The sequence below is a fragment of the Pseudomonas spelaei genome (assembly GCF_009724245.1).
Classification (GTDB): Bacteria; Pseudomonadota; Gammaproteobacteria; order Pseudomonadales; family Pseudomonadaceae; genus Aquipseudomonas; species Aquipseudomonas spelaei.
In genome coordinates this window covers 1-24,343 of sequence record NZ_WNNK01000042.1, presented here as the reverse complement: position 1 = coordinate 24,343, position 24,343 = coordinate 1, and the positions used below count along the sequence as shown (strand labels likewise).

Here is a 24,343-nt window from a genome sequence, read left to right as displayed (position 1 = left end):
CCTTTGTGGACTTACCCCCACGCCACCACCAGCAGGCCCGCTCCCAATGCCAGGCACAGCGGCGAATAGAACAGCGTATCCAACCGTGCAAACTTCGACCCACTCACCTTCTTGAAAAAACCCACCAGCTCCGAATCCCCAATCGCCCTGGCAAACATCACCAAGGCAACCGCGCTGATGCCCCACTGCAACGCACCATTGGAAACCGGCTCGAAGTACAACCCCGCCCGCAAACACACCAGTAATGCAATCAGCACCAGCCCCACCGCCACCAGAAGTGTGCCCAGCGTCGAGGGTTTGAATGCCGGTCGCGGCCCTCTGGCGAACTCGCCGGGCAGCTGCGGAATGGCCGCCGTGCTCCCCAGCTTGCCACCCGCCGCCCAGTACAAATGCACCATGCTGATAAAGGCAAACGCTGCCACGATCCACCGCGCAATCACAAAGCTCATGGCTGGATATCCCTGAAAAAGTGGGAAAGAGGATAGTCCCCCTGAGATTTTTTGCAGGTCATTCGTCGGCGACTGATGGTAAAGTGCCGCCCCATGAAACTCGCCCGGACCGACCGCTCGCTCATTGCCTGGATGCTTTATTGCTGCGTCCTGTTCAATGTGTTCGCCTGCAGCATTGGTCACGGGCAGATGGTCGGGATGCAGCTCAACGGCATCGGCGGCCAGTTCTGTACGGTAGACCCGCGCACCCAGGCGCCGGCTCCGACCAACTCCACCGATGAATCCCTGCCGACGCTGTCCAAGGCCTTCGGCTGCCCGCTGTGCTCCAGTGGCGGCATGGGCCCGGCGCTCAACTCCAGCCTCAACGTGGCGGTCTTGCCACAACCCCACGCGCCACCGGCGGCTATCGTTGCCAGTCCTGACATTCCTGCCCGCTTCACCTGGCCTGCGGCCAACCCGCGCGCGCCACCCGCCTACGCCTGATACCTGCGCTTTCTGATCTGCACGGAACACCGTTTCCTTTGGGAGTACGGGCGGCTGTGCGTTGCTTTCAAGCCACGTTTTTCAGGATGTACCGATGAAACATTTACCTCTGTTGGCGGGCCTGTTCGGCTGCCTGCCTGTCAGCGCCTGGGCCATTGAGCTGGCACCCACCACGATTGATGGCGAGCAAACCGCCGAGCCAGGCCTGGCACTGGATCAGTCCAGCGGCATGGCCTCGCGCCTGGGGCTGAGCGTGCGGGAAACCCCGGCGTCCATCAGCATTGCCAACCGCAACGATATCGAACGCCGTGGCGCCAGGACCTTCCGCGAAGCGGCCAACACACTGCCGGGTGTCAACGCCAGTGCGCCGCCGGGGTTTGGCGGGTTCGTCTCCTATCGCGGCTTCACCAGCAGCCAGATCACCCAGATGTTCAACGGCGTCGCCGTCTCCGGCGGTCTGGCACGGCCGGTGGATGCCTGGATCTATGACCGGGTGGAACTGGTAGGCGGCCCCTCCTCCCTGATCAACGGCGCCGGCTCCGTGGGTGGCTCGTTGAACTACGTGACCAAGCTGGCCACCCGTGAAGAACACGCTGCCGAAGGCCAGCTCACCTATGGCAGCTACGACACCACCGGTATTGCCTTCGGCCTCAACCATGCGCTGACCGAGCCTGGCGCCGAGGTCCAGCATTACGCGCGCCTGGATGTGAGCCGCAACACCAACCACACTTACATCGATCGCCAGCAACGCGATGCCTGGAGCGTGGCCTTTTCGCTGCTCAGCGATTTCACGCCTGACCTGTCCCACACACTGGCCCTGGAATACCAGGACGAACACGAAGACAGCCCTTATTGGGGCACGCCGGTACTCAACCCCAAGGCCGGCGAGTTGAAGATCGACAAACACAACCGCTTCAATAACTACAACGTCGCCGACGGTCGCTACGAGCAACGCACAATTTGGGTGCGCTCGATCATCGACTACCGGATCAACGACAGCACCAGCCTGCGCAATACCCTCTATCACCTGGACAGCCAACGCGACTATCGCAACCTGGAGACGTACCAGTACAACGCCGACAACAGCGCGGTGAACCGCTCAACCGCGTATCAAGTGCGCCATCAAGGCCAGCAGAACGGTAACCAGTTCGAGCTGCGCCACGAAGACACCTTCTTTGGCCTCGCCACCACCTGGTCCGGTGGTTTCGAGTACAAGGTCAACAGCACCACCAACAACCCGCTGAATGTGCCGGGCAACAGCAGCGTGAACCCGAACAGCTATGATCCAGGGCACTTCTATGACATTCCCGGCACCAAGCCCGGGTTTATCAAGGACAAGACCAACGAAGTGACCACCAAGGCGTTGTTCGTGGAAAACCGCCTGGGGCTGACCGATAAGCTGTCGCTGCTCACCGGCCTGCGTTACGACGCCATTGACCTGGACGTGACCAACCACCGCGAGGTGACAGCCAGCAACCCTCGGCACGTCAAGCGTAGCTGGGAGCCGGTTACCGGGCGGGTTGGCCTGACCTATCAGTTCATTCCGTCGGCCAATGTCTACGTGCAATACAGCACCGCCGCCGAACAGCCGTCGAGCACCACCCAGGTGTTCGATGTGTCCACCGGCAAGCAGTGGGAAGTCGGCAGCAAGTTCGACTACCTGGACGGCAAAGGTTCGGCCACCGTGGCGGCCTACAAGATCGAGCGCAAGGACTTTGCCGTGACCGATCCGCTGGACCCGACCCGCAGCATTCCGGTAGGCGCGCAGACGTCCAAGGGTATCGAGCTGGCCAGTTCGTTACGGATCACGCCCAAGCTGCTGGCCGAAGGCAACTTCGCCTGGGTTGATGCCGAGTACGATGATTTCAATGAGAAGATCGCCAGCGGCGCGGTGGTATCACGCAAGGGCAACACCCCGACCAACGTGCCGAAACGGGTGGGTAATCTGTGGCTGACCTATGACTTCTCGCCGGACTGGCAGGGCGGTGTGGATGCGCGGTATGTGGCGTCAGTGTATGCCGACAATGCCAACACAATGACGGTGCCGGCCTACACCTTGTTCGGGACGTTTCTGAAGTACAAGGTGGATCAGCACACCTCCGTGACCGGCCGCGTGCGCAACCTGACCAATGAGGTGTATGCCGAGTTTGCCCATGTGTCGCCGGCGTATTATCTGGGGTCGCCGAGGACGTTTGAGGTAGCGGTGCAGACCCGGTTCTAACGCTGGATGTGAGAGCGACGGTGCGACGATTCGACTTGCTCGCAGAAGCGGTTGTAGCCGCTGCCGAAGAATGAGGCTGCGATGGGCTTGGTGCGGCATCCCGACGTAGCGCTCCCCAGAGCGGTCCTGCGGACACGCATCGCAGCCTCGTGCCTCGGCAGCGGCTACAGGCTGGGGTGTTATTTCAGGCCCGCTTCAACTTTCTGCGCCACATCGTCCGTCAGCCAGGCTTTCCAGACGTCGGGATGAGCCTTGAGAAAGGCCTGCGCCACTTCACGCGGCGGCGTGTGTTTTTCGCTCATCTCGGCCAGGGCCTGGTTCAGCGGTTCGATCGGGAAATCAACCTTGGTAAAGAAGGCGGTGATCTGCGGATGTTCCTTCTGGAACGGCGCCGACACCCCGATGCTCAACTTGGACGCCAGGGAACGGGTCGGTTTTGGGTTGGGGTTGTCGGCATCGGTCAGGGTTTTCCACGCGTCGGCGTCGAACGGTGGCTCTTGCAACTGGATCAGCTTGTAGCGGCCCATCAACGGTGTAGGCGACCAGTAGTAAAACAGGACCGGCTTGCCACGGCGGATCGACGAGGCAATCTCGGCATCCAGCGCGGCGCCCGAGCCACTGCGAAAGTTCACATAACTGTCGTCAAGCCCATAAGCCTTGAGCTTCTGTTTGTTGACGATTTCCGAGGTCCAGCCAATCGGGCTGTTGAGAAAGCGGCCCTTGCTCGGTGCTTCCGGGTCCTTGAACACGTCCTTGTAACGCGCCAGGTCCGTCACGCTGTGCAGGTCCGGAGCCAAGGGCTTGATCCCTTTAGCCGGGTCACCTTTGACGACATATTCCGGAACCCACCAGCCTTCAGTGGCACCCTTGACGATATCCCCCAGGCCCAGCACTTTGCCTTCGGCTTCGGCCTTGATCCACACCGGGCTGCGACCGGCCCATTCTTCACCAATCACCTGGATGTCATTTTTGGCCAAGGCGGTTTCCAGGGTGATGGTGGTGCCGGGCAAGGTGTCGGTGGGCAAGTCGTAGCCTTTTTCGACGATCAGCCGCAAGACCTCGGTGATCAGGCTGCCACTTTCCCAGTTCAGGTCAGCAAAATGAATCGGCGCCTGGGCAGCCAATACCGGCAGCGGGGCCGTCGTCAGACCCAAGGTCGTCAGGGACGCGACCAGCAGCGCTCGAAATCCTTTCATGGCTTTGCACCTCGTGTTTGACACAGCAATAGCGGACGGCTTTGCTGTCACACCGCAAAAGCCTCTGAATACTTAAGTCAACTCAACTGTAGTAGAGGTTCCGGTAAACACGATACCTCGCCCATTTCAGGGAGGGCTCTGCAAGTGCTGCAGTTCCCGACGCACCATGCTGGCGTACTCGGCGGGACGAAGCTCATACAACTGACTGGCCACCCAGCTCAGCCAGGCGCCTTGCAACTCGGGTTTGCGGGCAAACAGTTCGGCTGCCTTGGCCTGGGCATCCGCGAGATGCTGCTGATGGAACTGCGCCCGATCCAGGCTCATTACTCACTGGCCTTGAAGGTCACGAGTTCACCCTTGCGCCATTTGGCGGCCTTGCCGGTCACGGCTTTCAGGGTTTTGGTCAGGCCTTCCTGGAGCTGCTCATTGGCCGCGAATACCAGCATGACGCTGTGGCCTTCCTTGAACACGATGCCCTGGCCTTCGTCCGTGGAAACAAAGGCGTAGTCGCCCAGGCCATAGACCGTCAACTTGATCTCACGAAACTTCAGCTCGAACTTCCCACCTTCGCGACTGGGCAGTACGGCGGCGCGAAAATGATCGCCTACTTTGAGTTCCAGATGCTGTTTGTCATCGACCACCATTGCCGTTTCGGTATCGAGTTCGGCGATGTAAATGCCTTCAGGCGTCTGCTCAGTGATGTAGACAAAACGAGATTGAAACTGCTTGACCAACTTTGCACGCAAATCACCCAGCACAAACAGCGCGTGCATATCCAGATTACTGACTGCCAAGGAAACGCCCCCACATCAAAAAAGGTACTGCCCGCCCAAGCGCGCAGCACGAAAAAGCGGCCGATTCGGCACGATCACACAACAAGAACACTGAAAAAACTGAAGACGATCCCCACTGCTGCACCGCAAGCCTAGTACAGGCACGCCCAACGCACCTTGTGCAAGGTCGTCAGGCGTAGCAGGAAATCACAGGTTCAACCACCAGAGAATACCGGCAGACCCGCTTCAGAGAATAACCCATTTAAAAAGAAGAATTCCGACAGCCCATACAAAAGGACATCCATTGAATGGAACCAGTCGCCGGATGCTGACGACAATACTAAAACAGCAACACGGGTCAAAACCACTCGAAATACTGCAAGCGGGTCAACACGACTGATCGACGGGAGCTGACGATGCCACTACTCCAACCGCAACGCGACGCTGCGCTGTCCCATACGGGCCCATCCAGCCTGAACCCGAGGCCATTCTACAACTTGTACGCCGAAGGCGGGTGCCTGCATTCGGTGCTTTATCGCGTCGTGCCCGCCGGCAAGAACTTCTTTCATATCCTGGAAGTGCCCAGTGGCCGCATCAAAGGCTTTCGCAGTGACCATAACCAGGCTTGCGCCCTGGCCAAGGAATTGGAAATTACCCTCTACGCGTTGAACGCCAACGTGGTCGTTTCGTCACATCGATGACTTTACTGCGCCACCCGAGCACAACAACTGCCATACTCATCCGTCCACTGAAACCTGCCCCCCATGGGGCACGGTTTCATCAGCGCAATTACCTCCAAGGGAAGGCTTTACGTGACGGAATTTGATATAGGCGAGTTTTTCATCCATGGCGAAGCCAGGGAGGTAGACGGTGAGTTCCAGGCCGTGATTGTGATGCGTGCCAAAGCACCGCTGACTACCGTCACGACTCACCAGGTGGAAAAGGATCGCTGGTTCAAAACCGTAGACGCGGCCGATACCGCTGCCAAAGATGCCGCCAAGGCGCTCAAGACCGCCGTCGACTCCGGGGCACTGACGTCCTGATCAAGATGCCAATTCGGCGATCGCGCTGGACGAACTGAACCAACGCCCGCCCCACCCAACCCGTCTTCAATGCAAGCTGTCTGACTGCTCCATTTGAAGCAACGCCTGCCAGGCGGCCTTGCATTCTTCGGCCTCATCACGACTGGCGAAGGCAGTACCGCGCTGCTCACCATTGAGCAGCACCACCCAACAGGCTTTCTGACCCAGCGCACGCAGGGTAGCCGGTACACCACTGCCAATCATCACGGCCACATCGACTTTGCTTTGCATGGAGATTCTCCAGGGAGTTAGTTAGCTACCTAACAATATTGGCCATCCTACTGGTTTCCTCCAGTAGGAAAAAGCTATCCCCGGAATAGCTGCATTGCATAACCCGTAACAATCTTCGCCAGCGGCTGACAGGACGTCATGAGAAAGGATGTAGGACAGATCGCGAGTCGACTCGCCGAAGGTATCGACAGCCTCAGATAGCGGTGCGCTGACTGTGGGATTTTTCAGAAGTGGCAGCGTGAGCTTTAAACGGACGAAATCTATTGCAGGAGCGAGCGAGCACCAGGCGTGCCCTCGCTCCTACCTGATCACATCAAGCTTGGCGCTGATGCTTGTCGATTTGCTCGTGGCGCTCTTGCGCTTCGATGCAGTACTTGGTGGTCGGGCTGATCAGCAGGCGCTTGAGGCCGATAGGCTCGCCGCTGTCATCGCACCAGCCGAAGGAGTCTTCCTTGATTCGGCCCAGGGCTTGCTCAAGTTGCGGCAGCATACGCTGGTCGCGGTCGATGGCATTCACCAGCCAGGTGCGTTCTTCTTCAACGGAAGCGGCATCAGCCGGGTCAGCCGGGGTATCCAGGCTTTCAATGGCGATACGGTTCTGTTCAATGCGCTCGTGGTGTTCCACTTTCATGTCTTGCAACAACTGCTCGAAAAAAGCGTGCTGCTCGGCATTCATGTAGTCATCCGCCGGCATGGCCAGCAACTTTTCCTTTGTCATTGATTTCTCTATAAAAAATACGTGCATTAAGGCGAATAAGGGAGCGTTCCGGCCGACCCTTGCAGGTCTCGGAAAGGCGCCGTCCATTCCAAGCGCCACCCGGCACTCAATTTACGAGGGGCGGCAGTCTAAGGCCGACTTGAGGGCTCAGCAACTGAAATGACAGGCAATTTTTCCAAGATAACCCCCAAAGGCACCAGGACGGGCTCGGCGAACGGTCATCGGAGTGCGTTTATAGCAAGAAATTCACTGCTGTGGAGCTATATAGAAGACAAACGGTTGTAGCCGCTGCCGAGGGATGAGGCTGCGATGGGTTGCGAAGCGACCCTTGAGGGCGCTCCTGCGGACCGCATCGCAGCCTCGTACCTCGACAGCGGCTACGACAAAAGCCACTCAGCGCTTGAGCTTGCGCTTGTTACGGTACTGGTCGATCACCACCGCCACCACGATGATCAGGCCCTTGATGATGTCCTGGATATACGCATCCACCCCCACAAAGGTAAACCCGCTGGCCATCACCCCGAGGATCAGCGCACCGATCACCGTACCGGTAATCCGCCCTACCCCACCTGCCAGGCTGGTACCGCCGATCACCGCCGCGGCAATCGCATCCAGCTCATAAGACATGCCCATCCCGGCCTGCCCGGTCGCCGCCCGTGCCGACGCCACCACACCTGCCAAACCCGCCAGCAAGCCGGCGATGCTGTAGACGATGATCAGGTGGCGCTTGACGTTGATCCCCGAGGTCCGCGCCGCCTGCATGTTGCCGCCGATGGCGTAGGTGTACTTGCCGTACTTGGTATAACGCAGGGCGATATGGAAAATCACCGCCACCACCAGGAAGATGATCACCGGCATCGCGCCGTGGCCAATAGCGGTGTAGGAATCCGACAGCATGCTCACCGGCTGGCCTTCGGTGTAATAACGGGCCAGGCCACGGGCCGAGACCATCATGCCCAAGGTGGCAATAAACGGTGGAATGCCGGTAACCGCGATGATGCTGCCGTTGATCGCACCCGCCAGCAGCCCGACACCCAACCCCATCGCCACCGGTATCCACACCGGCAAGTCAGTCAGGGACGGGAACACCGCCCGGGAAAAGTCGGACGTCTGCGCCAGGCTGGCGGCGATCATTGCCGACAGCGCCAACACCGAGCCTGAAGACAGGTCAATACCGGTGGTAATGATCACCTGGGTCACGCCAATCGCCAGCAGGCCGATGATCGACACTTGCAGGATCATCAGTACCAGGCGCTGGGAGTTCATCAAGAAGCTCTGATCGCGCACGATCCAACCGAACACTTCAAACACCAGGCCGATGCCGATCAGCACCAGGAAGATGCTCAACTCGGTCGGGAACCGTCGACGGCTCTTGACCGGTGCCGTGGAGGGTTTCTTCTCCTCGGACTTCTTTTCCTCGGGTTTGCTTTCCAGTATCGCGTTCATAACCACTCACCTTTTTTATCGCGTGGCGCAGGCCCTGTCTCAGGCCCGTGCTTTCTATTCGTTAGTGGACCGCCGTCATACCGGAAGCCAGTTGCATGACTTTTTCCTGGGTCGCCTCAGCGCGGTCCAGGGTGCCCATCAGGTCGCCTTCGTGCATCACCATTACCCGGTCGCTCATGCCCAGCACTTCCGGCAGCTCCGAAGAAATCATGATCACGGCCATGCCTTCGCTGGCCAGGTAGGAAATCAACCGGTAAATCTCAGCCTTGGCGCCAACGTCGATGCCACGGGTCGGCTCATCCAGAATCAACAGACGCGGGTTGGTCATCAACCAGCGGGCGAGCAAGGCCTTTTGCTGATTACCGCCGGACAGTGTGTCGATGCACTGTTCAAGGGACGGGGTTTTCACCCGCAGCTTCTTGCACATGTCTTCACACAGCACCCGCAGGGCTTTCTGCTGGATAAAGCCGTTGCCCGAATAGTGCGGCAGCACGGCCATCTCCATGTTTTCCAGCACCGACAGGCAAGGGAACAGGCCACTGAGCTTGCGGTCCTCGGTCAACAGCGCGAAGCCCTTTTCGATGGCCATGTGCGGGTCACTGATACGCACCGTCTGGCCATCGAGCTTGATCTCGCCGCCACTGCTGGGGGTGATGCCAAAAATGGTTTCCGCGACGTTAGTGCGGCCCGACCCCATAAGCCCGGCGATCCCCAGAATCTCCCCGGCGTGCAGGTCAAAGGACACGCCCTGGAACACCCCATCGAGGCGCAAGTCGCGCACCGACAACAGCAAATCGCCGATGGGCTTTTCCCGCACCGGGAACAGCTGGCTCAGTTCGCGGCCCACCATCATCGAAATCAGGCTGTCGCTGTTCATGCTGTCGGCCCGTTGCAGGCCGATATAGGCACCGTCGCGAAACACCGCCACTTCATCGGCGATGGCGAACACTTCATTCATTTTGTGGGTGATATAGATGATGCCTTTGCCCTGGGATTTCAGGTCGGCAATGATCGAAAACAGGTGGGCCACTTCCTTGTCGGTAATCGCGGAAGTGGGTTCGTCCATGATCAGGATGTCGGAGTCATAAGACACCGCCTTGGCGATCTCCACCATCTGCCGCTCGGCGATACTCAGGTTGCCGACCTGCTCCTCCGGATCGAGGTTGATGCGCAGGCGTTCCAGCAGTTGCGCGGTGCAGCGATGCATTTCCCGGTGGTTGACCATGTGCAGGCCATTGAGCTGCTCGCGGCCGATCCAGATGTTCTCGGCGATGCTCATGTGCGGCATCAGGTTGAGTTCCTGGTGGATCATCGCGATCCCAGCCTTCTGCGCCGCCAGCGGCGTTTCAAACACAATCGGCTTGCCACGCAGGCGGATTTCACCGGTGTCCGGCTGGTAGATGCCGGCGATGATTTTCATCAGCGTCGACTTGCCCGCACCGTTCTCACCCATCAGCGCCAGCACGGAACCGGGGCGCACCCGCAGTTGCACATCGGCCAGGGCCACGACGCCGGGAAAGCCTTTGCTGATGTTGACGATTTCCAGCAGGTAGGGTTCTTCCAGCAGCGCAGGCTGGACGCCGGGTGGCTGCGAGACAGTGGCTTGAGCGAGCATATCGAGTACTCCATCAGCAGGGCGACCGTGGCCACCCTGCCCGCTTATTGTTGTTATGAAGGGCTACTTGAAATCTTTGACGTTGTCCGGGGTGATCAGCTGGAACGGGATCACCACGTTCTGCTCGATGGGTTCGTTCTTGGCCATCTTGCGCGCCGTCTCCACCGAATTGTCCGCCTGGCCCTTGGCATCCTGGAAGGCCGACACGGTCATGTCACCCTTGGAGATCGCGTTCAGGCCGTCCGGCGTGCCATCGACACCCGCAATCAATACGCCTTTCTTGCCTGCTGATTTCAGCGCCATGGCGGCGCCAATCGCCATCTCATCGTTGTTCGACAACACCGCCTGAAAGTCGCGGCCCTGAGTCAACCAATCGTTGACCAGAGTCATGCCCTTGTCACGCAGCCAGATACCGGTCTGCTCTTGCTCGACCTTGATGCCCGGGTACTTGGCCAGGACTTCCTTCACACCCTTGGTGCGGTTGGTGGTGGAGTTGTTCGCCAGGTCACCCAGCAGGATCACAATGTTGCCCTTGCCGCCGAGCTTTTCGGCGATGTACTGCATTTGCAGTTTGCCGGCTTCGACGTCATTGGAAACCACCGCCGCGACGCCCGCGGGCAGTGTCGGGCTGTCAGGACGACGGTTGACGAACACCAGCGGGATTTTCGCAGCGGTGGCGGCCTTGATGATGTTAGCTGTCGAAGCGGTGTCCACCGGGTTGACGATGATGGCGTCGACATTCTGGCTGATGAAGTTCTCGACCTGGCTCAGTTGTTTGACCACGTCGGCGCGGGCGTCTTCAAACTGCAGCTGCACGCCATCGCCCTTGGGATAGGACTTGGCTTGCTTGTCCATGTCTTCGCGCAGGTAGGTCAGGAAGGTGTCATCGAAGGCGGACATGCTCACGCCCACTTTGATATCGGCGGCCGCAGCAAAACCACTGGCCAGCATCATGGACAGGGCCAGCGCGGTAAAACGGATCGGGGTCTTCATGAACGGTCTGTCTCCACATTCTTGTTGGTTTTGTTGGACGTTACGTTGCTCAGAGCGGGCCTTGCGACGTCGGCAGTCGAACAATCGGTGCGCCTGGAATGCAGCAGACCAGGGCGCCTTTGTTTTCGACGCACAGCACATTGAGGAAGGAGAAGTAAAACGGCCGGGCGCGGGGCAGACCGCGTGGCGTATGGGCAGGGCGTAAAATTCGCAGTACAGCGTTGAAGATTTTCATCTGACGGTACCTGGTTGTTTTTGATCTTGTTTTTGTTGAGCCGCCAGAATCGCCTTGATGGCAGATCGGGACGGCACTTTCGGCAACCTGGAAATGACTTTATTGGAAAATAATTTCCATATCAACCTATTTTAGAATTTTATTCTATTTTCGCTGTGTAGACTTCAATCGCGGCCATTTCCACCACTTGCTGACGCTTGGAACTCAGCCGTGCGGCATCCAGCACCCGGGTGGTTGCCAGGGCATCACGGGCGTTCACCGGCAACGGTCCCTCACCGTGCACAGCCGTCTGCAGTTGTTGGTAGAACTGGTTCCAGCGACCTTTTTCCGAGGGTACCCGTTCACGCTCCGGACCTTGTTCGAACCAGCCCCAGCGCCGATGCTCTTCCGCGCCCCAGTGCTCACCCTCGGTTTTCGGGGTCAGGCCTGCCATCAGCGCGTCTTCCTGGCCGTCCAGGCCCTCGACCGTGTAACACCCCTGGCTGCCATTGACCCGAAACCGCGGGGCTTGGCTGTTTTGCAGGGCACTGCCCCACAGATGGGAGATCACCCCGTTGGTGTGGGTCAGAGAGACAAAAAAGCCGTGGTCGACGTCCGGGTGTTCGGCGGTGTAATGCAGTTGCGCAAAGACCCGATCCACCGGGCCGAACAGTTGCAGCGCCTGATCCACCAGGTGGCTGCCGAGGTCCCTGAGGAACCCGCCGCCGCTGGCATTGCCCACGGATTTCGGGCTGTAGCGTTCCACCCGGGATTCAAAACGAGTGATGGTGCCCAGGGCACCGCTGTCGATCAGCTTGCGCAGGGTCAGGAAGTCCGAGTCCCAGCGCCGGTTCTGATAGACGCTGAGCAACACGCCCTGGCGCTCGGCGGCAGCAATCATCTCGAACGCTTCGGCGGCATCACTGGCAAAGGGTTTATCGCTGACCACCGCCACACCGTGCTCGATGGCTTCCAGCACCAACGCGGGACGGCCTTCCAGGGTGGTGGAAATCACCAAGGCATCAATACCGGCCTCAACAATCTGCCCGATGCTATCGAATGCCTTAACCCCGGGGTGTTCGGTGGCCAGCAGTAGGCGTCGCTCCGGCGAGCGAGTCACCACCCCGACAAACGTCGCCCCCGGCAGGCTGGCAATCAGCGGTGCATGAAAAAAACGGCCACCGTGGCCGTATCCAACCAGTCCGATTCGCATGAGTCGATTCCTTTATTGGCAGAGTTCACGGGTCACTCGCTCCAGCATCATCCGGTTGGATTCATCCGGCCGGTCTTCCCAGGCAAACACCGAGACCGTGGCAATGCCGTCGAACTTGATCTCCCGCAACGTGCTGAAAAACGCCTCCCAGTCCACTTCGCCCTGACCGATGTCCAGGTGCTGATGCACGGTGGCGGTGACGCCCGGCGGATTGACAATGTAGCGCAACCCGGAAGAGGCCTTGTGGTTGTAGGTATCAGCGATGATCAGGTGGCTCAGCTTGCTGCCGGCGTACTTGAGCATCGAGGCGATGTCACCCTTGCCGTCGTCATAGAAGAAGGTGTGGGGCGCGGCGTAGAGGTAGTTGATCCAGTCGCGATCCAGGCCGCGAATGATGTCCACCGATTCGTTGTTGCGTTCGCAGAAGTCGTAGGGATGCGCCTGGATATCCAGTTTGATGCCTTCGCGTTCGAACTCCGGCATCAACTCGTCCATGGAGCGCATGAACTGGTTTTCGCAGACCAACGGGTTATCCGATTGGCCGGTGAACTCGGTGTTGACCCGCTCGCAGTCCATTTCCACGGCGATCTGAATCGCGCGCTTCCAGTTGCGTACAGCGGCGACCCGCAGGCCTTCATCGGCGGCGGCCCAGTGGTACATGGGCAGCAAGGATGAGAGTTGCACGCCGGTGTCGCTCAAGGCTTTGCGAAATGCCTTGATCCGCGCCCGGTCGACACGTGGTGCCTTGTAGAACGGCAGGAAGTCTTCCCGGGGGGACAGTTCGATGTGCTGGTAGCCGAGCTCGGCAACCTTGTCGACCATCTGGCCCAGGGGCAGGTGGCGGTACATGTAGGGGTCCAGGGCGATGCGCATGCTAGAGATCTCCCGAATCAGGGGGTGAAACCCGATCAACTGTGGGAGCTGGCTTGCCTGCGATAGCGGTGTATCAGGCGACAGTCATGTTGAATCTGCCGCCGTCATCGCAGGCAAGCCAGCTCCCACACTGACCGGGTTCCTCCAATGGAATAGGTGGTTAACCGTAGAACCGTGGACGATCCGGCAGGCCGACTTTGACGATCTGCCCACTGTTCTGCGCCTCGATACACGCATCCGCCGCCACCGCCGCCGCAAACCCGTCCCACGCCGAAGGCCCGCCCACCTGCCCGGCGCGCACACCGTCGATGAACGCTTGCAACTCAACGTCATAGGCCGCGATAAACCGGTCCTTCCAATCCATCAGAATCGCGTTGGACAACTTGGCGCCGCTGCGCATCTGCACCTGGGACGGTTCCGGCAGCTTCGCAATGCCGGTCTCCCCCACCACTTCGCACTGGATGTCGTAGCCGTATTGGCAGTTCACAAACACTTCCACATCAATGCGTGTGCCCTTGGCGGTCTCCAACAGCACGATCTGCGGGTCTCGCAAATGCGCCAAGGCCTTGCTGGATTTACGCGGGAACACCACTTGCACCGACACATAGTCATCGGCCAACAACCAGCGCAACACATCCAGCTCGTGAATCAGCGTGTCGGTGATCGCCATGTCGGTCTTGTAGTTCTCACCCACGGTCGGGTTGCGGTGCGCGCAGTGCAGCATCAGTGGTTCACCGATCTGGCCGCTGTCGATCACTGCCTTCAAGGCGCGATAGCCTTCGTCATAAGGACGCATGAAACCCACCTGCACCAGACGCTTGCCGTGGGCGACTTCAGCCTCGACGATCTTGCGGCAGCCTTCTGCGGTGACCGCCAGGGGTTTTTCGCAGAACACCGGTTTGCCGGCAGCAATGGCGGCCAGCACGAATTCTTCATGGCTCGGGCCCCAGGAGGTGACCAGGATCGCTTCCACTTGTGGCGAGGCAATCAGCGCATGGCCGTCGGGATAAACCTCGGCAGTGAGCTTCAAATCCGCGACGACCTTGGCGGCCTGCTCAAGATTGATGTCCGTCACCGCGACGACCTGGCTGTTGAGCAGCGTCTGGCTGCAACGACGAATGTGATCCTGGCCGATGGCGCCAGTACCGATAACACCCAGCTTCAACGACATAAAAACACTCCTCTTGTTATTAGTACTGCCGGGCCTTGGCCAAGCGTTCATTGAGTTGTTTGGCCACCGCATCGGTGCGTTCGCTGGTGGACACCTGCGCCACACCCACCCGCCACCAGGACAGGTATTTATGGATCATGGTCTTTGGCAGAACCTTGATATCAATCAGCGTCGACACTGTTTGCGTGCGTGCATCCGCCAGCGCCGCACGCAGTTGCTCCACGGTGTTGACCTTGTAGGTCTTGCAGCCATACGCCGCCGCACTCATGGCGAAATCCACCGGCACAAAACCACCGTCGAGCTTGCCGCTTTCAGGATTGCGGAAGCGGAACTCGGTGCCGAAGCTGTCCATGCCGTGTTCCATCTGCAGGTTGTTGATGCAGCCGAAGGTCATGTTGTCCAGCAACACCACATTGATTTTGCGGCGCTCCTGGATCGAGGTCGCCAGTTCCGAGTGCAGCATCATGTAGGAGCCGTCACCCACCAACGCGTAGACCTCACGCTCAGGCTCGGCCAGCTTCACGCCCAGGGCGGCGTTCACCTCATAGCCCATGCACGAATAGCCGTATTCGACGTGGTAGGTGTTGACGCCCTTGCTGCGCCAGCTACGTTGCAAGTCACCGGGCAGGCTGCCGGCGGCGGCGACGATGATTGCGTCGTCAGCCAGGGTTTCGTTGAGCACGCCCAGCACCCGGCTTTGGGTCAGGCAGGAGCCGGTCAGCTCGATAAACTCACGCAGGACGGCCGGGTCCATGTGGTCGTTGATTTCCGGGATGAAGTTTTCGCTCTGGTATTCGGCCTGGTAGATGCGGTCGACTTCGCTGTCCAGCTGCGCCTTGGCATCCCGTGGCTGCTCGCCCCAGCTGGAGCGGTAGTCACCCAAGGCATCGTACAACGCCTCCAGGCCCACCTTGGCATCCGCCAGCAACTGCACGCCATCGAGTTTCAGTGCATCGCACGGGCTGATATTGAGGTTGAGAAACTGCACCTCGGGGTGCTTGAACAATGACTTCGATGAAGTGGTGAAGTCGGTATAGCGGGTGCCGATGCCGATAATCAAATCGGCCTCTGGCGCCAACAGGTTCGCCGCCAGGCAGCCGGTTTCGCCGATCCCGCCCAGGTTCAGCGGATGGCTGGACACCACCGCGCTCTTGCCCGCCTGGGTCTCGGCGAAGGGAATATCAAAACGTTCGGCAAACGCTTGCAGCGCGGCATTGGCGCCGGAGTACTTGACCCCACCGCCGCAGATGATCAGCGGCTTGCGCTTGCCTTTGAAAGCGGCCACGGCATCACCCAGCATGGCCTCGGTGGCCGGGCGACGGTCGATACGGTGTACGCGTTTTTGCAGGAAATAGTCCGGATAGTCCCAGGCTTCACCCTGCACATCCTGCGGCAAGGCCAGGGTCACCGCGCCGGTTTCCGCCGGATCGGTGAGCACGCGCATCGCATGGATCGCCGCGCTCATCAATTGCTCGGGGCGGTTGATGCGGTCCCAGTATTTGCTGACCGCACGAAAGGCATCGTTGGTGCTGATGCTCAGGTCGTGGAACTGCTCGATCTGTTGCAGCACCGGGTCGGGCTGACGGCTGGCGTACACATCGCCAGGTAACAGCAACAGCGGAATGCGGTTGGCCGTCGCGGTGGCAGCAGCCGTCAGCATATTGGCCGCACCAGGCCCCACCGAAGAGCTACAGGCGTAAATCTTGCGGCGCAGGTGCTGCTTGGCAAACCCAATCGCAGCATGGGCCATGCCTTGCTCGTTGCGCCCCTGATGCACCACCAGGTCACCGCTGTCCTGCTCCAGGGCCTGGCCCAGGCCCAGTACGTTACCGTGGCCGAAGATCGTGAAGATCCCGGCGACGAACTTGCTCTGCACGCCATCGACTTCGATGTACTGGTTATCGAGGAACTTCACCAGGGCCTGGGCCATGGTCAACCTTGTTGTGGTCATTGCTTACACCTTGTGTGAATGCAAATCTGTAGATCAACCAAGATCAAATGTGGGAGCTGGCTTGCCTGCGATAGCGGTGTATCAGGCGACATCAATGCTGACTTGCCACCGCCATCGCAGGCAAGCCAGCTCCCACATTTTGATCGGCGTTATCCCAGCGATGTTTGTAGGTGGGCCATGCTCGCCCCCAGCGCCTGCTTGATATCCGCCAGACCATGCACGCTTTCGGCAAAGGGTTCAAATGACAAATAGCCGCTGTAGCCGGTGCTGAGCAAGGTGTCGATCTGCGCGGCATTGCCGAGGATATCGCCCTCGCCCACCAGCACCCGATGGCCGTCACGAATGCTTGCCAGCGGCGCTTGTGCGTCTTCCACACCGGAGATATGCACCAGCCCGGTCAGCTCGGGGAAGAACTCGTGTTCGCTGGCCAGATGGTGGTGAAAGGTGTCATGCACCAGACGGAACACGTCCAGGCCGCCGATGGACTTGATCGCGTCCACCGCCGTGCGCTTGCGGCGCAGCGAGCACTCTTCGAAGCCCAGGGGTTCGATAAAACCAACAATCCCGTATTCACGCAGAATCGGCGCCAACTCGGTCAACGCAGTACGCAACCCGGCGGCGCGCTGGGCTTCGTTACGCGGGTCGGCACGGTCGTTCAACGGGCACATCACCAGCCCCTGGGCGCCGCACTCACGGGCATAGGTCGCCAACTTCACGGCCTGGGCGCGGCGTTCGTCATTCCACACATCGAACGGGTACAGCGCATTGATCGACAGCACCTTGATGCCCTGCACGGCGCATAACTCGCGCACGCGACTGGCCGGCGTACCGTCTTCAATCTCGATGCCCTTGAGATCATTGCGGATCTCGATGGCGTCGCATTTCAAGGTCACCGCCAACTCGATAAAGTCCGGCAGGGACAGGCCTGGAGCAACCATGCGGTTCAGGGCAAAACGTAGAGGCGACTTCATTATTGTTGTGCTCCACACTCGAAAACATTACTTGGCGGTTGGCATGCTGAATTCAGGGCCCTTGGCGATACTGTCGGGCCAGCGTTGCATGACGCTTTTGTAGCGGCTGTAGAAACGAATACCTTCTTCGCCATAGGCGTGGTGGTCGCCAAACAACGAGCGCTTCCAGCCACCAAACGAATGCCAGGCCATTGGCACCGGGATGGGTACGTTGATGCCGACCATACCGACCTTGATGGTGCGGGCAAAGGCGCGGGCAATGCCGCCATCACTGGTGAAGCAGGACACGCCGTTGCCGAACTCATGGGCGTTGATCAAGGCCACCGCGCTGGCGAAATCCGCCACCCGCACAATGCCCAGCACCGGGCCGAAAATCTCTTGCTGGTAGATGCTCATCTCGGTCGTGACGTTATCGAACAAAGTCGCACCGACGAAGAACCCACCTTCGGCACCTGGCACCTTGAAGCCACGCCCGTCGACAATCAGCTTCGCGCCCTGGGCCACGCCCTGGTCGATAAACCCTTCAACCTTGGCCTTGTGCTCAGCGGTGACCAACGGCCCCATTTCGCTGTCCTTCTGCATGCCGTTGCCGACCTTCAATTGGTCGATGCGTGGCAGCAACTTATCGATCAGTTTGTCACCGACATCGCCCACCACCACGGCAATCGAGATCGCCATGCAGCGCTCGCCGGCCGAGCCGTAAGCCGCGCCGATCAAAGCGTCCGCTGCCTGATCCAGGTCGGCGTCAGGCATTACGATCATATGGTTCTTGGCCCCGCCCAACGCCTGCACGCGCTTGCCGCGCTGGGTGGCCTGCTGGTGGATGTATTCGGCAATTGGCGTGGAGCCGACAAACGAAATCGCTTCGATGTCCGGGTGCTGCAACAGCCCGTCCACGGCGCTCTTGTCGCCCTGGACCACGTTGAACACGCCATCCGGCAACCCGGCCTGGGTCAACAGACGGGCCATCAGCAAACTGGCGGACGGATCACGCTCGGACGGCTTGAGGATGAAGCAGTTGCCGGTGGCCAGGGCCAGCGGGATCATCCACAACGGCACCATCACCGGGAAATTGAACGGGGTGATCCCGGCGCATACGCCCAGTGGCTGGCGCAGGTTCCAGTTGTCGATACCGCCACCGATGTTGTCGCTGAAATCGGTTTTCAACAGGTTGGGGGCACCGCAGGCGTATTCGACGATCTCGATACCGCGGGTGACTTCGCCCTTGGCATCGGAGAACACCTTGCCGTGTTCGCGGCTGATGATTTCGGCCAGCTCGTCATGGTGCTGGTCCAGCAGCTCCTTGAATTTGAACAGCACCCGCGAGCGACGCAGGGACGATTGCTCGGACCACGCCGGGAAGGCCTTCAAGGCCGACGCCACGGCTTCATCGACGGTCTTCTGGCTGGCCAGGCCGACCCGCGCCTGCACCTCACCGGTGGCCGGGTTGAACACATTGCTGAAGCGCTCGCTACCGCTGTCCTGCACCTGGCCGTTGATGTAATGGCCGATTACCTGGGCGTTGCTCATGGTGTTCTCCGTCGAAGTCGTTAAAGGTCCAGCAGCCAACTGTGCTGCGGGTCGTTATGGAAGTGCCAGGCGCGCTTGGGGCCGGCCATCACGTTCAGGTAGTACGACTCGTAGCCGTAGGGCACGCTGACCGGGTGATAACCCTTGGGCACCACGACCAGGTCGCTGTTCTCCACGGCCATGGCCTGGTCGATGCTGCGGTCATCGGTGTAGACCCGTTGGAACACGAAGCCCTGAGGCGGGTTGATCTGGTGGTAATAGGTTTCTTCGAGAAAGCTCTGGTGCGGCAAGTCGTCGGTGTCGTGCTTGTGGGGCGGGTAACTCGACGAATGGCCGGACGGTGTGCGTACTTCCACCACCAGCAGCGAATGGGCAGGCTCGCTGTCAGGCAGGATGTCGCACACGTAGCGGGTGTTGGCGCCCTTGCCACGCACGCTGCGCTTGCACTGTTCGGGACGAATCAGCCGTGGGGCGAGACCGGCGGCGGCCGAACCGGGGGCGGCGCAGACCGCGATTTGTACGTCGCTCAAGGCCACCACCTGAGCATGGGTGCCCGGTGGCAGGTAGGCGGCGAACGGCGATTTGTCTTCGAAGACCGATTGACGATCACCGAGGTTTTCCCAGTTGAAACCCTCGCCTGTAATCGTGACGCGACCGCTGAGCAGCACCAGGCACAGCTCTTTATCGCCGGCGCTGACCGGCAGGGTTTCCCCCAGGCTCAGACGGTAGGCGGCAAACCCCACGTACTCCAGGCGCCCTTCCTCCAGCGCCACCATGGTCTGCCCGCGTTTGCTGCTTTTGACCAACAGACTCATTGTCCCGTCCTCTCATTCAGCAGTGCCCGCAGCGTGTCGTAACCCTTTTTCGCGTAGATATAGCTGGGGGCCACGGCAGGATCCTGTTCGGCTTCCACCACCAGCCAGCCGTGATAATTGGCGGCCAGCAGCACGTCGAGCAGCGCAGCGAAGTCGATATCACCGTCACCGGGCACGGTAAACGTGCCGTTGATGATGCAGTCGGGGAAGCTCCACAGGTTGTTGCGGGCCAATTGCACCACCGGTTTGCGCACGTCCTTGAAATGTACGTGGCAGATGCGGTCGATGTGCTTGCGCAGCACCTCGATGGGTTCACCACCGCCCATGTAGCAGTGGCCCGAATCGAACAGCAGGCCGACTTCGGGGCCGGTGAGGCTCATGAGTTTGTCGATGTCTTCCGGGGATTCGACATAGGCGCCCATATGGTGGTGGTAAGCCAGGCGCACACCCTGGGACAGGGTGAAACGCGCCAGTTCAGTGAGCTTGTCGGCATAGTCCTGCCAGGCGTGTTCGCTGTGAAAGCGCGGGCGCTCAACCAAGCGAATGGGGGAACCCTGGATCGAGTCGGCGACTTCGCCGTAGACCAGCACCGTGGCGCCGTTTTCCCGCAGCAGTTCGACGTGGCTAGCGATGGCCTCGATTTCCTCCGCTACCGAGCGCCGGGCCAGACGGCTGGAGTACCAGCCGGAGACCAGTGCCAGGTCATAAGGGCGCAACACATCGCCAACGCCCTTGGCGTCCTTGGGGAATTTTCCGTTGAGTTCGAAACCTTCGTAACCGATCTCCTTGCCTTCGCTCAGGGCGGTGCTCAAGGGCGTTTCACCGCCCAGGGCCGGCAGGTCGTCGTTGCTCCAGGAAATCGGGTTGATGCCAATACGGATAGCGGGCATGGCTGCACCTTTTATTGTTTTCTACAAATTAACTAGAGATCACGGGGATCTGCTTTATGTGGGAGCCGGGCTTGCCCGCGATGGCATCAACTCGGCATGGCTGTCAGACCGAGTCGCCTGTATCGCAGGCAAGCCAGCTCCCACATTTGATTGCATTCCAGATGCAGGCCAGCGTTCAGCTGCGTGAACTGCGCCAGGCGTTGATCAACTGTTCGAAGGTGCCCTGGACTTGCTGGATCAGGGTTTCGTCATCAATCTCCCCCGCCATCCACGCCCGGCTTGGCTCCTGAAAGATCGTGCGACCCACGGCAAACCCTCGGCAGGTCTGGCTCTGGGCAGCCTGCTGGAACCCATCCGCCAGGCATTCGGCTGACGCATTCAAGCCCAGCAACACCACGCCACGGCAGTACGGATCGCGCTCTTGAATCAGCTCATCGAGCTTTTTCCAATCCTCGGCCGACTGTGTCTCGATCTTCCACCACGCCGGGTAAATGCCCAGGTTGTACAGGCGCTTGAGACTTCGATAGAGCACATCGGGGTAGGTGGACGGGTGATCCTTGGGTGGCACGACTTCCAGCAGTAATTCGTGACCACTGACCAGCGACGCCTGGTACAAGCCCTTGAGTTGCGCTTCCTGTTCCAGGCGCAGCAGTGGCTCGTCGTCGGGGTGGTATTGAACCAGGCATTTGATGATCTGCTCCTGGGGCCAGGCAACCAGGTTGCTGCCGACGGAGCGGCCATGCTCGAAGGCCAACGGGCGCGAGCCCTGGACTTCCACCGGGCGGGCAACCCACCAGCCACGCCCCGTGGCGGCGTTGAGCGCATCCTGGCCGAAGCGTTGATCGGCCAAAAGACCCACATCGGCCTCGACGCCCTGCTCTTGCAGTTTGCTCTCGACCCGCTCTACGGCCTTGATAAACAGCTGCTTGATGGCGCTGATACGCGCCGGGTCCTGGCCACCTTTCTGCGCCAGCTCCACCAGTTGCCCACGATGGTCGAAGGCAAACACAAACAGCTGCTTCCAGCTTTTACGCGGCACGCTGACCTGATGCAGGCGTTGCAGCACCGGGTCTTGATCCGGCCGGGTGATGGGCACCGGGCTGTTGAACAGGTAATCCAGTTCGGCACGGGTCGGCATGGCCGGCGCGCAAGCATGACGAGACACCACCAGACCGCCGCAGGCATTGGCCAGTTGGCAGCAGCGCTCGTCACTGGCGTCTTCCAGCCAGCCACTGAGGAAGCCCGACATGAAGGCGTCGCCGGCCCCCAGTACGTTGAGTACTTCCACGCGCACGCCGGGGTAGATCGCGCCGTCTTCGAGACGCACCGGGATATCGCCGTGAATCACCGTGCAGCCTTGCGGGCCGAGCTTGACCACCAGCGTTGCCGCCGTCAGGCCTCGCACCGTGCGCAAGGCCGTGAGCAAGTCTTCGCTGCCACCGGCAATGTGGAATTCTTCTTCAGTGCCGACGATCAGGTCGAACCGTGGAAGGATTTTCTGCACATGCTGGCTGACATTCTGGTCGGCGACAAAACGGGTTTCACCGTCGGCCTTGCCGGCCAGGCCCCAAAGGACCGGGCGATAGTCGATATCCAGCACACGCTTGACGTTGTGCTTTTCGGCGTAATCCAGCGCCTGAATGCTCGCCTTGTACACACCATCGGTAGAGAAATGAGTGCCGGTGATCAACAGAGCCTTGCTGGAGGCAATAAAGGCCTCACTGATGTCCGTGGCCTGCAAGGCCATGTCGGCGCAGTTTTCGCGGTAGAACACCAACGGGAAGGTTTCGCGGTCCTTGAGGCCCAGCAACACCATCGCGGTCAACCGCTCCGGGTCGACCTTGATACCGCTGACATCACAGCCTTCGCGGGCCAGGGACTCCACCAGGAAACGGCCCATGTGGTCATCCCCCACCCGGGTCAGCATGGCCGACTTGAGCCCCAGCCGCGCAGTGCCGAAGGCGATATTGGCGGAGGAACCCCCCAGGTATTTGGCGAAGCTTGAAACGTCCTCCAACCGTGCACCTACCTGCTGTGCATAGAGGTCGACGCCCAGGCGCCCGAGGCAAATCAGATCCAATTGACGCCCACTGGCAAAACGAGTCTGGCCCATGCTGGCTCCTGTTATTTTTATCAGCCTGCGTCTGCCGTCGTGGAGGCGGCAACCGCTCTTGGTAGATGCAGACTAAAACGTCCGACGGCGCCAATCAATATTTATTCTATAAATATTTTTAGTGGAATAATTTTTCCATTAAGCTTGCACAGGATTGTTCCAGCCACGGTGCATCGTTTCAGCCAGCGCCCAGGCCATGAAGCCAAGGTTTTTTTTTACGCCTACCCTGTAGACTTGCGCACATCGACCTATTGTCAGGGGCAGAACGAATTGCCCTATAAGAACAAGCCAGAAGGATTTCCTATGTCCCAGAGCGCCCCGGAAGACGCACTCGCCAGCCCGCCGATCAATGCCGAGCGTCTGTTGCAACTGATCACCGACGAATACGAAAGCCTGCCGCGCCAGCTCAAACGCATCGCCAGCTACATGAGCCAGCAGAGCGACCGGATCATGGTCGACCGCATCAGCGATATCGCCCGGGAATGCGAAGTGCACCCTTCGGCCATCGTGCGTTTTTCCCAGCGCTTCGGTTTCAGTGGCTTCAGTGAGATGCAGGCGCTGTTTCGCGAGGCGTACACCCACAAGACCACGCCGGTGCAGAACTACCAGCAACGCATTCGCAGCATGATTGCCAACAAGTCGCAGAAAGCCAGCGGTGGCGACCTGGCGCGTGAATGCGTCAACGCTACCCTGTCGGGCATCGAACGCCTTGGGCTGGAGCTGGATGACGCGGCCTTCGACAAGGCCGTGGACCTGGTGGTGAATGCCGACAACATCTACGTGGTGGGCGTGCGTCGCTCCTTCGCCGTGGCCGATTATCTGGTCTATAACCTGCAGCACACCAACAAGCGTATCCACCTGGTGTCCGGGTTGGGCGGCAGCTACCGCGAGCAGATGCGCAGCGTGCGGGCCAATGATCTGGTGATTGCGATCAGTTTTACGCCGTATGGCAAGGAGACCCAGCATTGCCTGCGCATTGCCCAGCATCATCAGGCCAAGACGCTGATCATCACCGACAGTAACCTTTCGCCCTTGGCGAAGCGGGCGAATGCGGTGTTGTTGGTGAATGAAGGGTCTTCGTTTGCGTTTCGCTCGTTGAGTGCGACGCTTTGTCTGTGTCAGGCGTTGTTTATTGCGGTGGCGTATCGGTTGGAGTTGAAGGTGGATGAGATTCATGAGCAGGTGGGGTTTGATGATTGACCGCTGTGCTCTTCCGTTCCTTGGGATTGGGGGCATATCCGTTGTTGCGGTAACGGCGGCTATGGGTTCCGCTCTTACAGCGGGTCACTTTGGAAAAGCCCCAAAGTAACCAAAGGGCTCTTGCCCCACCACTCGGCACCTCGCCCAGGCTCGGTGTGCCCTCACTCCGGCATTGCTCCGTGGGCCGCCGCAATG

25 protein-coding genes are annotated in these 24,343 nt (G+C 59.8%); 6 read left to right on the top strand and 19 right to left on the bottom strand.

The genetic code is table 11. From position 1 onward, the window contains the following. Window positions 1-11 precede the first annotated feature (11 nt). Window positions 12-449 (bottom strand): DUF3995 domain-containing protein, encoded by a 438-nt coding sequence (locus GNF76_RS28105; RefSeq protein WP_155586313.1) that lies wholly within the window; start codon window positions 447-449, stop codon window positions 12-14. Window positions 450-542: 93 nt separating this feature from the next. Between GNF76_RS28105 and GNF76_RS28100 the strand changes: the two genes are divergently transcribed. Both GNF76_RS28100 and GNF76_RS28095 read left to right on the top strand, forming a co-directional pair. Beyond that, a complete protein-coding gene (locus GNF76_RS28100; RefSeq protein ID WP_155586312.1) occupies window positions 543-932 on the top strand; it encodes a DUF2946 domain-containing protein in 390 nt (129 codons plus the stop codon). Window positions 933-1,026: 94 nt separating this feature from the next. Next, complete coding sequence (locus tag GNF76_RS28095) at window positions 1,027-3,153, top strand: TonB-dependent receptor (RefSeq protein ID WP_155586311.1); 2,127 nt, start codon at window positions 1,027-1,029, stop codon at window positions 3,151-3,153. 179 nt (window positions 3,154-3,332) lie between these two features. Here GNF76_RS28095 and GNF76_RS28090 read toward each other — a convergent pair whose 3' ends face one another. The 3 genes from GNF76_RS28090 to GNF76_RS28080 form a co-directional block, all read right to left on the bottom strand. Continuing rightward, complete coding sequence (locus tag GNF76_RS28090) at window positions 3,333-4,349, bottom strand: ABC transporter substrate-binding protein (protein WP_155586310.1); 1,017 nt, start codon at window positions 4,347-4,349, stop codon at window positions 3,333-3,335. 126 nt (window positions 4,350-4,475) lie between these two features. Further along, the gene (locus GNF76_RS28085) at window positions 4,476-4,673 is read right to left on the bottom strand and encodes a hypothetical protein (RefSeq protein ID WP_155586309.1); all 198 of its coding nucleotides are present in this window, start codon (window positions 4,671-4,673) and stop codon (window positions 4,476-4,478) included. Next, entirely contained in the window at window positions 4,673-5,122 is a 450-nt protein-coding gene (locus GNF76_RS28080; protein WP_155586322.1) for a hypothetical protein, read from the bottom strand. The genes GNF76_RS28085 and GNF76_RS28080 overlap by 1 nt, the downstream gene beginning before the upstream one ends. Before the next feature lie 416 nt (window positions 5,123-5,538). On the opposite strand from GNF76_RS28080, the gene GNF76_RS28075 reads away from it, so the two are divergent. Next, complete coding sequence (locus GNF76_RS28075; RefSeq protein WP_178123634.1) at window positions 5,539-5,823, top strand: hypothetical protein; 285 nt, start codon at window positions 5,539-5,541, stop codon at window positions 5,821-5,823. Between the two features lie 111 nt (window positions 5,824-5,934). Next, window positions 5,935-6,165 (top strand): hypothetical protein, encoded by a 231-nt coding sequence (locus GNF76_RS28070; protein WP_178123635.1) that lies wholly within the window; start codon window positions 5,935-5,937, stop codon window positions 6,163-6,165. 66 nt (window positions 6,166-6,231) lie between these two features. Here the strand turns inward: GNF76_RS28070 and GNF76_RS28065 are convergent, their stop codons facing one another. The 14 genes from GNF76_RS28065 to iolE all read right to left on the bottom strand — a co-directional run bounded on the left by GNF76_RS28065 (window position 6,232) and on the right by iolE (window position 20,835). Further along, a complete protein-coding gene (locus GNF76_RS28065; protein ID WP_155586307.1) occupies window positions 6,232-6,435 on the bottom strand; it encodes a hypothetical protein in 204 nt (67 codons plus the stop codon). 313 nt (window positions 6,436-6,748) lie between these two features. Further along, a complete protein-coding gene (locus GNF76_RS28060) occupies window positions 6,749-7,153 on the bottom strand; it encodes a TraR/DksA family transcriptional regulator (protein ID WP_010173153.1) in 405 nt (134 codons plus the stop codon). 393 nt (window positions 7,154-7,546) lie between these two features. Next, entirely contained in the window at window positions 7,547-8,599 is a 1,053-nt protein-coding gene (locus GNF76_RS28055) for an ABC transporter permease (RefSeq protein ID WP_155586306.1), read from the bottom strand. A gap of 61 nt (window positions 8,600-8,660) precedes the next feature. Beyond that, on the bottom strand, window positions 8,661-10,214 hold the full coding sequence (locus GNF76_RS28050; RefSeq protein WP_155586305.1) for a sugar ABC transporter ATP-binding protein: 1,554 nt from the start codon (window positions 10,212-10,214) through the stop codon (window positions 8,661-8,663). Between the two features lie 63 nt (window positions 10,215-10,277). Beyond that, window positions 10,278-11,207 (bottom strand): sugar ABC transporter substrate-binding protein, encoded by a 930-nt coding sequence (locus GNF76_RS28045; RefSeq protein WP_155586304.1) that lies wholly within the window; start codon window positions 11,205-11,207, stop codon window positions 10,278-10,280. A gap of 49 nt (window positions 11,208-11,256) precedes the next feature. Further along, window positions 11,257-11,442, bottom strand: coding sequence for a hypothetical protein (locus tag GNF76_RS28040; protein WP_155586303.1), 186 nt, complete (start codon window positions 11,440-11,442; stop codon window positions 11,257-11,259). A gap of 139 nt (window positions 11,443-11,581) precedes the next feature. Further along, entirely contained in the window at window positions 11,582-12,634 is a 1,053-nt protein-coding gene (locus tag GNF76_RS28035; protein ID WP_155586302.1) for a Gfo/Idh/MocA family protein, read from the bottom strand. Between the two features lie 12 nt (window positions 12,635-12,646). Then, window positions 12,647-13,507 carry a sugar phosphate isomerase/epimerase family protein gene (locus GNF76_RS28030; RefSeq protein WP_155586301.1) on the bottom strand — a complete coding sequence of 287 codons (861 nt, stop codon included), beginning with the start codon at window positions 13,505-13,507 and terminating at the stop codon, window positions 12,647-12,649. A gap of 160 nt (window positions 13,508-13,667) precedes the next feature. Then, on the bottom strand, window positions 13,668-14,678 hold the full coding sequence (iolG, locus tag GNF76_RS28025) for a bifunctional inositol 2-dehydrogenase/D-chiro-inositol 1-dehydrogenase (RefSeq protein ID WP_155586300.1): 1,011 nt from the start codon (window positions 14,676-14,678) through the stop codon (window positions 13,668-13,670). A gap of 19 nt (window positions 14,679-14,697) precedes the next feature. Further along, the gene (gene iolD, locus GNF76_RS28020) at window positions 14,698-16,629 is read right to left on the bottom strand and encodes a 3D-(3,5/4)-trihydroxycyclohexane-1,2-dione acylhydrolase (decyclizing) (RefSeq protein WP_155586299.1); all 1,932 of its coding nucleotides are present in this window, start codon (window positions 16,627-16,629) and stop codon (window positions 14,698-14,700) included. 149 nt (window positions 16,630-16,778) lie between these two features. Then, window positions 16,779-17,600: a TIM barrel protein gene (locus GNF76_RS28015; RefSeq protein ID WP_155586298.1), complete on the bottom strand. Its 822-nt coding sequence runs from the start codon at window positions 17,598-17,600 to the stop codon at window positions 16,779-16,781. 27 nt (window positions 17,601-17,627) lie between these two features. Next, entirely contained in the window at window positions 17,628-19,130 is a 1,503-nt protein-coding gene (locus GNF76_RS28010; protein WP_155586297.1) for a CoA-acylating methylmalonate-semialdehyde dehydrogenase, read from the bottom strand. Between the two features lie 20 nt (window positions 19,131-19,150). Continuing rightward, entirely contained in the window at window positions 19,151-19,945 is a 795-nt protein-coding gene (iolB, locus tag GNF76_RS28005; protein WP_155586296.1) for a 5-deoxy-glucuronate isomerase, read from the bottom strand. Further along, window positions 19,942-20,835 (bottom strand): myo-inosose-2 dehydratase, encoded by an 894-nt coding sequence (gene iolE, locus GNF76_RS28000; RefSeq protein WP_155586295.1) that lies wholly within the window; start codon window positions 20,833-20,835, stop codon window positions 19,942-19,944. The genes iolB and iolE overlap by 4 nt, the downstream gene beginning before the upstream one ends. Here iolE and GNF76_RS27995 point away from each other — a divergent pair. Continuing rightward, window positions 20,834-21,022 carry a hypothetical protein gene (locus GNF76_RS27995; protein WP_155586294.1) on the top strand — a complete coding sequence of 63 codons (189 nt, stop codon included), beginning with the start codon at window positions 20,834-20,836 and terminating at the stop codon, window positions 21,020-21,022. The genes iolE and GNF76_RS27995 overlap by 2 nt on opposite strands. Here GNF76_RS27995 and GNF76_RS27990 read toward each other — a convergent pair. Then, window positions 21,011-22,948, bottom strand: a complete 1,938-nt coding sequence (locus tag GNF76_RS27990; RefSeq protein ID WP_155586293.1) for a bifunctional 5-dehydro-2-deoxygluconokinase/5-dehydro-2-deoxyphosphogluconate aldolase — start codon at window positions 22,946-22,948, stop codon at window positions 21,011-21,013. The genes GNF76_RS27995 and GNF76_RS27990 overlap by 12 nt on opposite strands. A gap of 303 nt (window positions 22,949-23,251) precedes the next feature. Here GNF76_RS27990 and GNF76_RS27985 point away from each other — a divergent pair, with 303 nt between their 5' ends. Then, the gene (locus GNF76_RS27985) at window positions 23,252-24,148 is read left to right on the top strand and encodes a MurR/RpiR family transcriptional regulator (protein ID WP_155586292.1); all 897 of its coding nucleotides are present in this window, start codon (window positions 23,252-23,254) and stop codon (window positions 24,146-24,148) included. The last annotated feature ends 195 nt before the right edge of the window (window positions 24,149-24,343 follow it).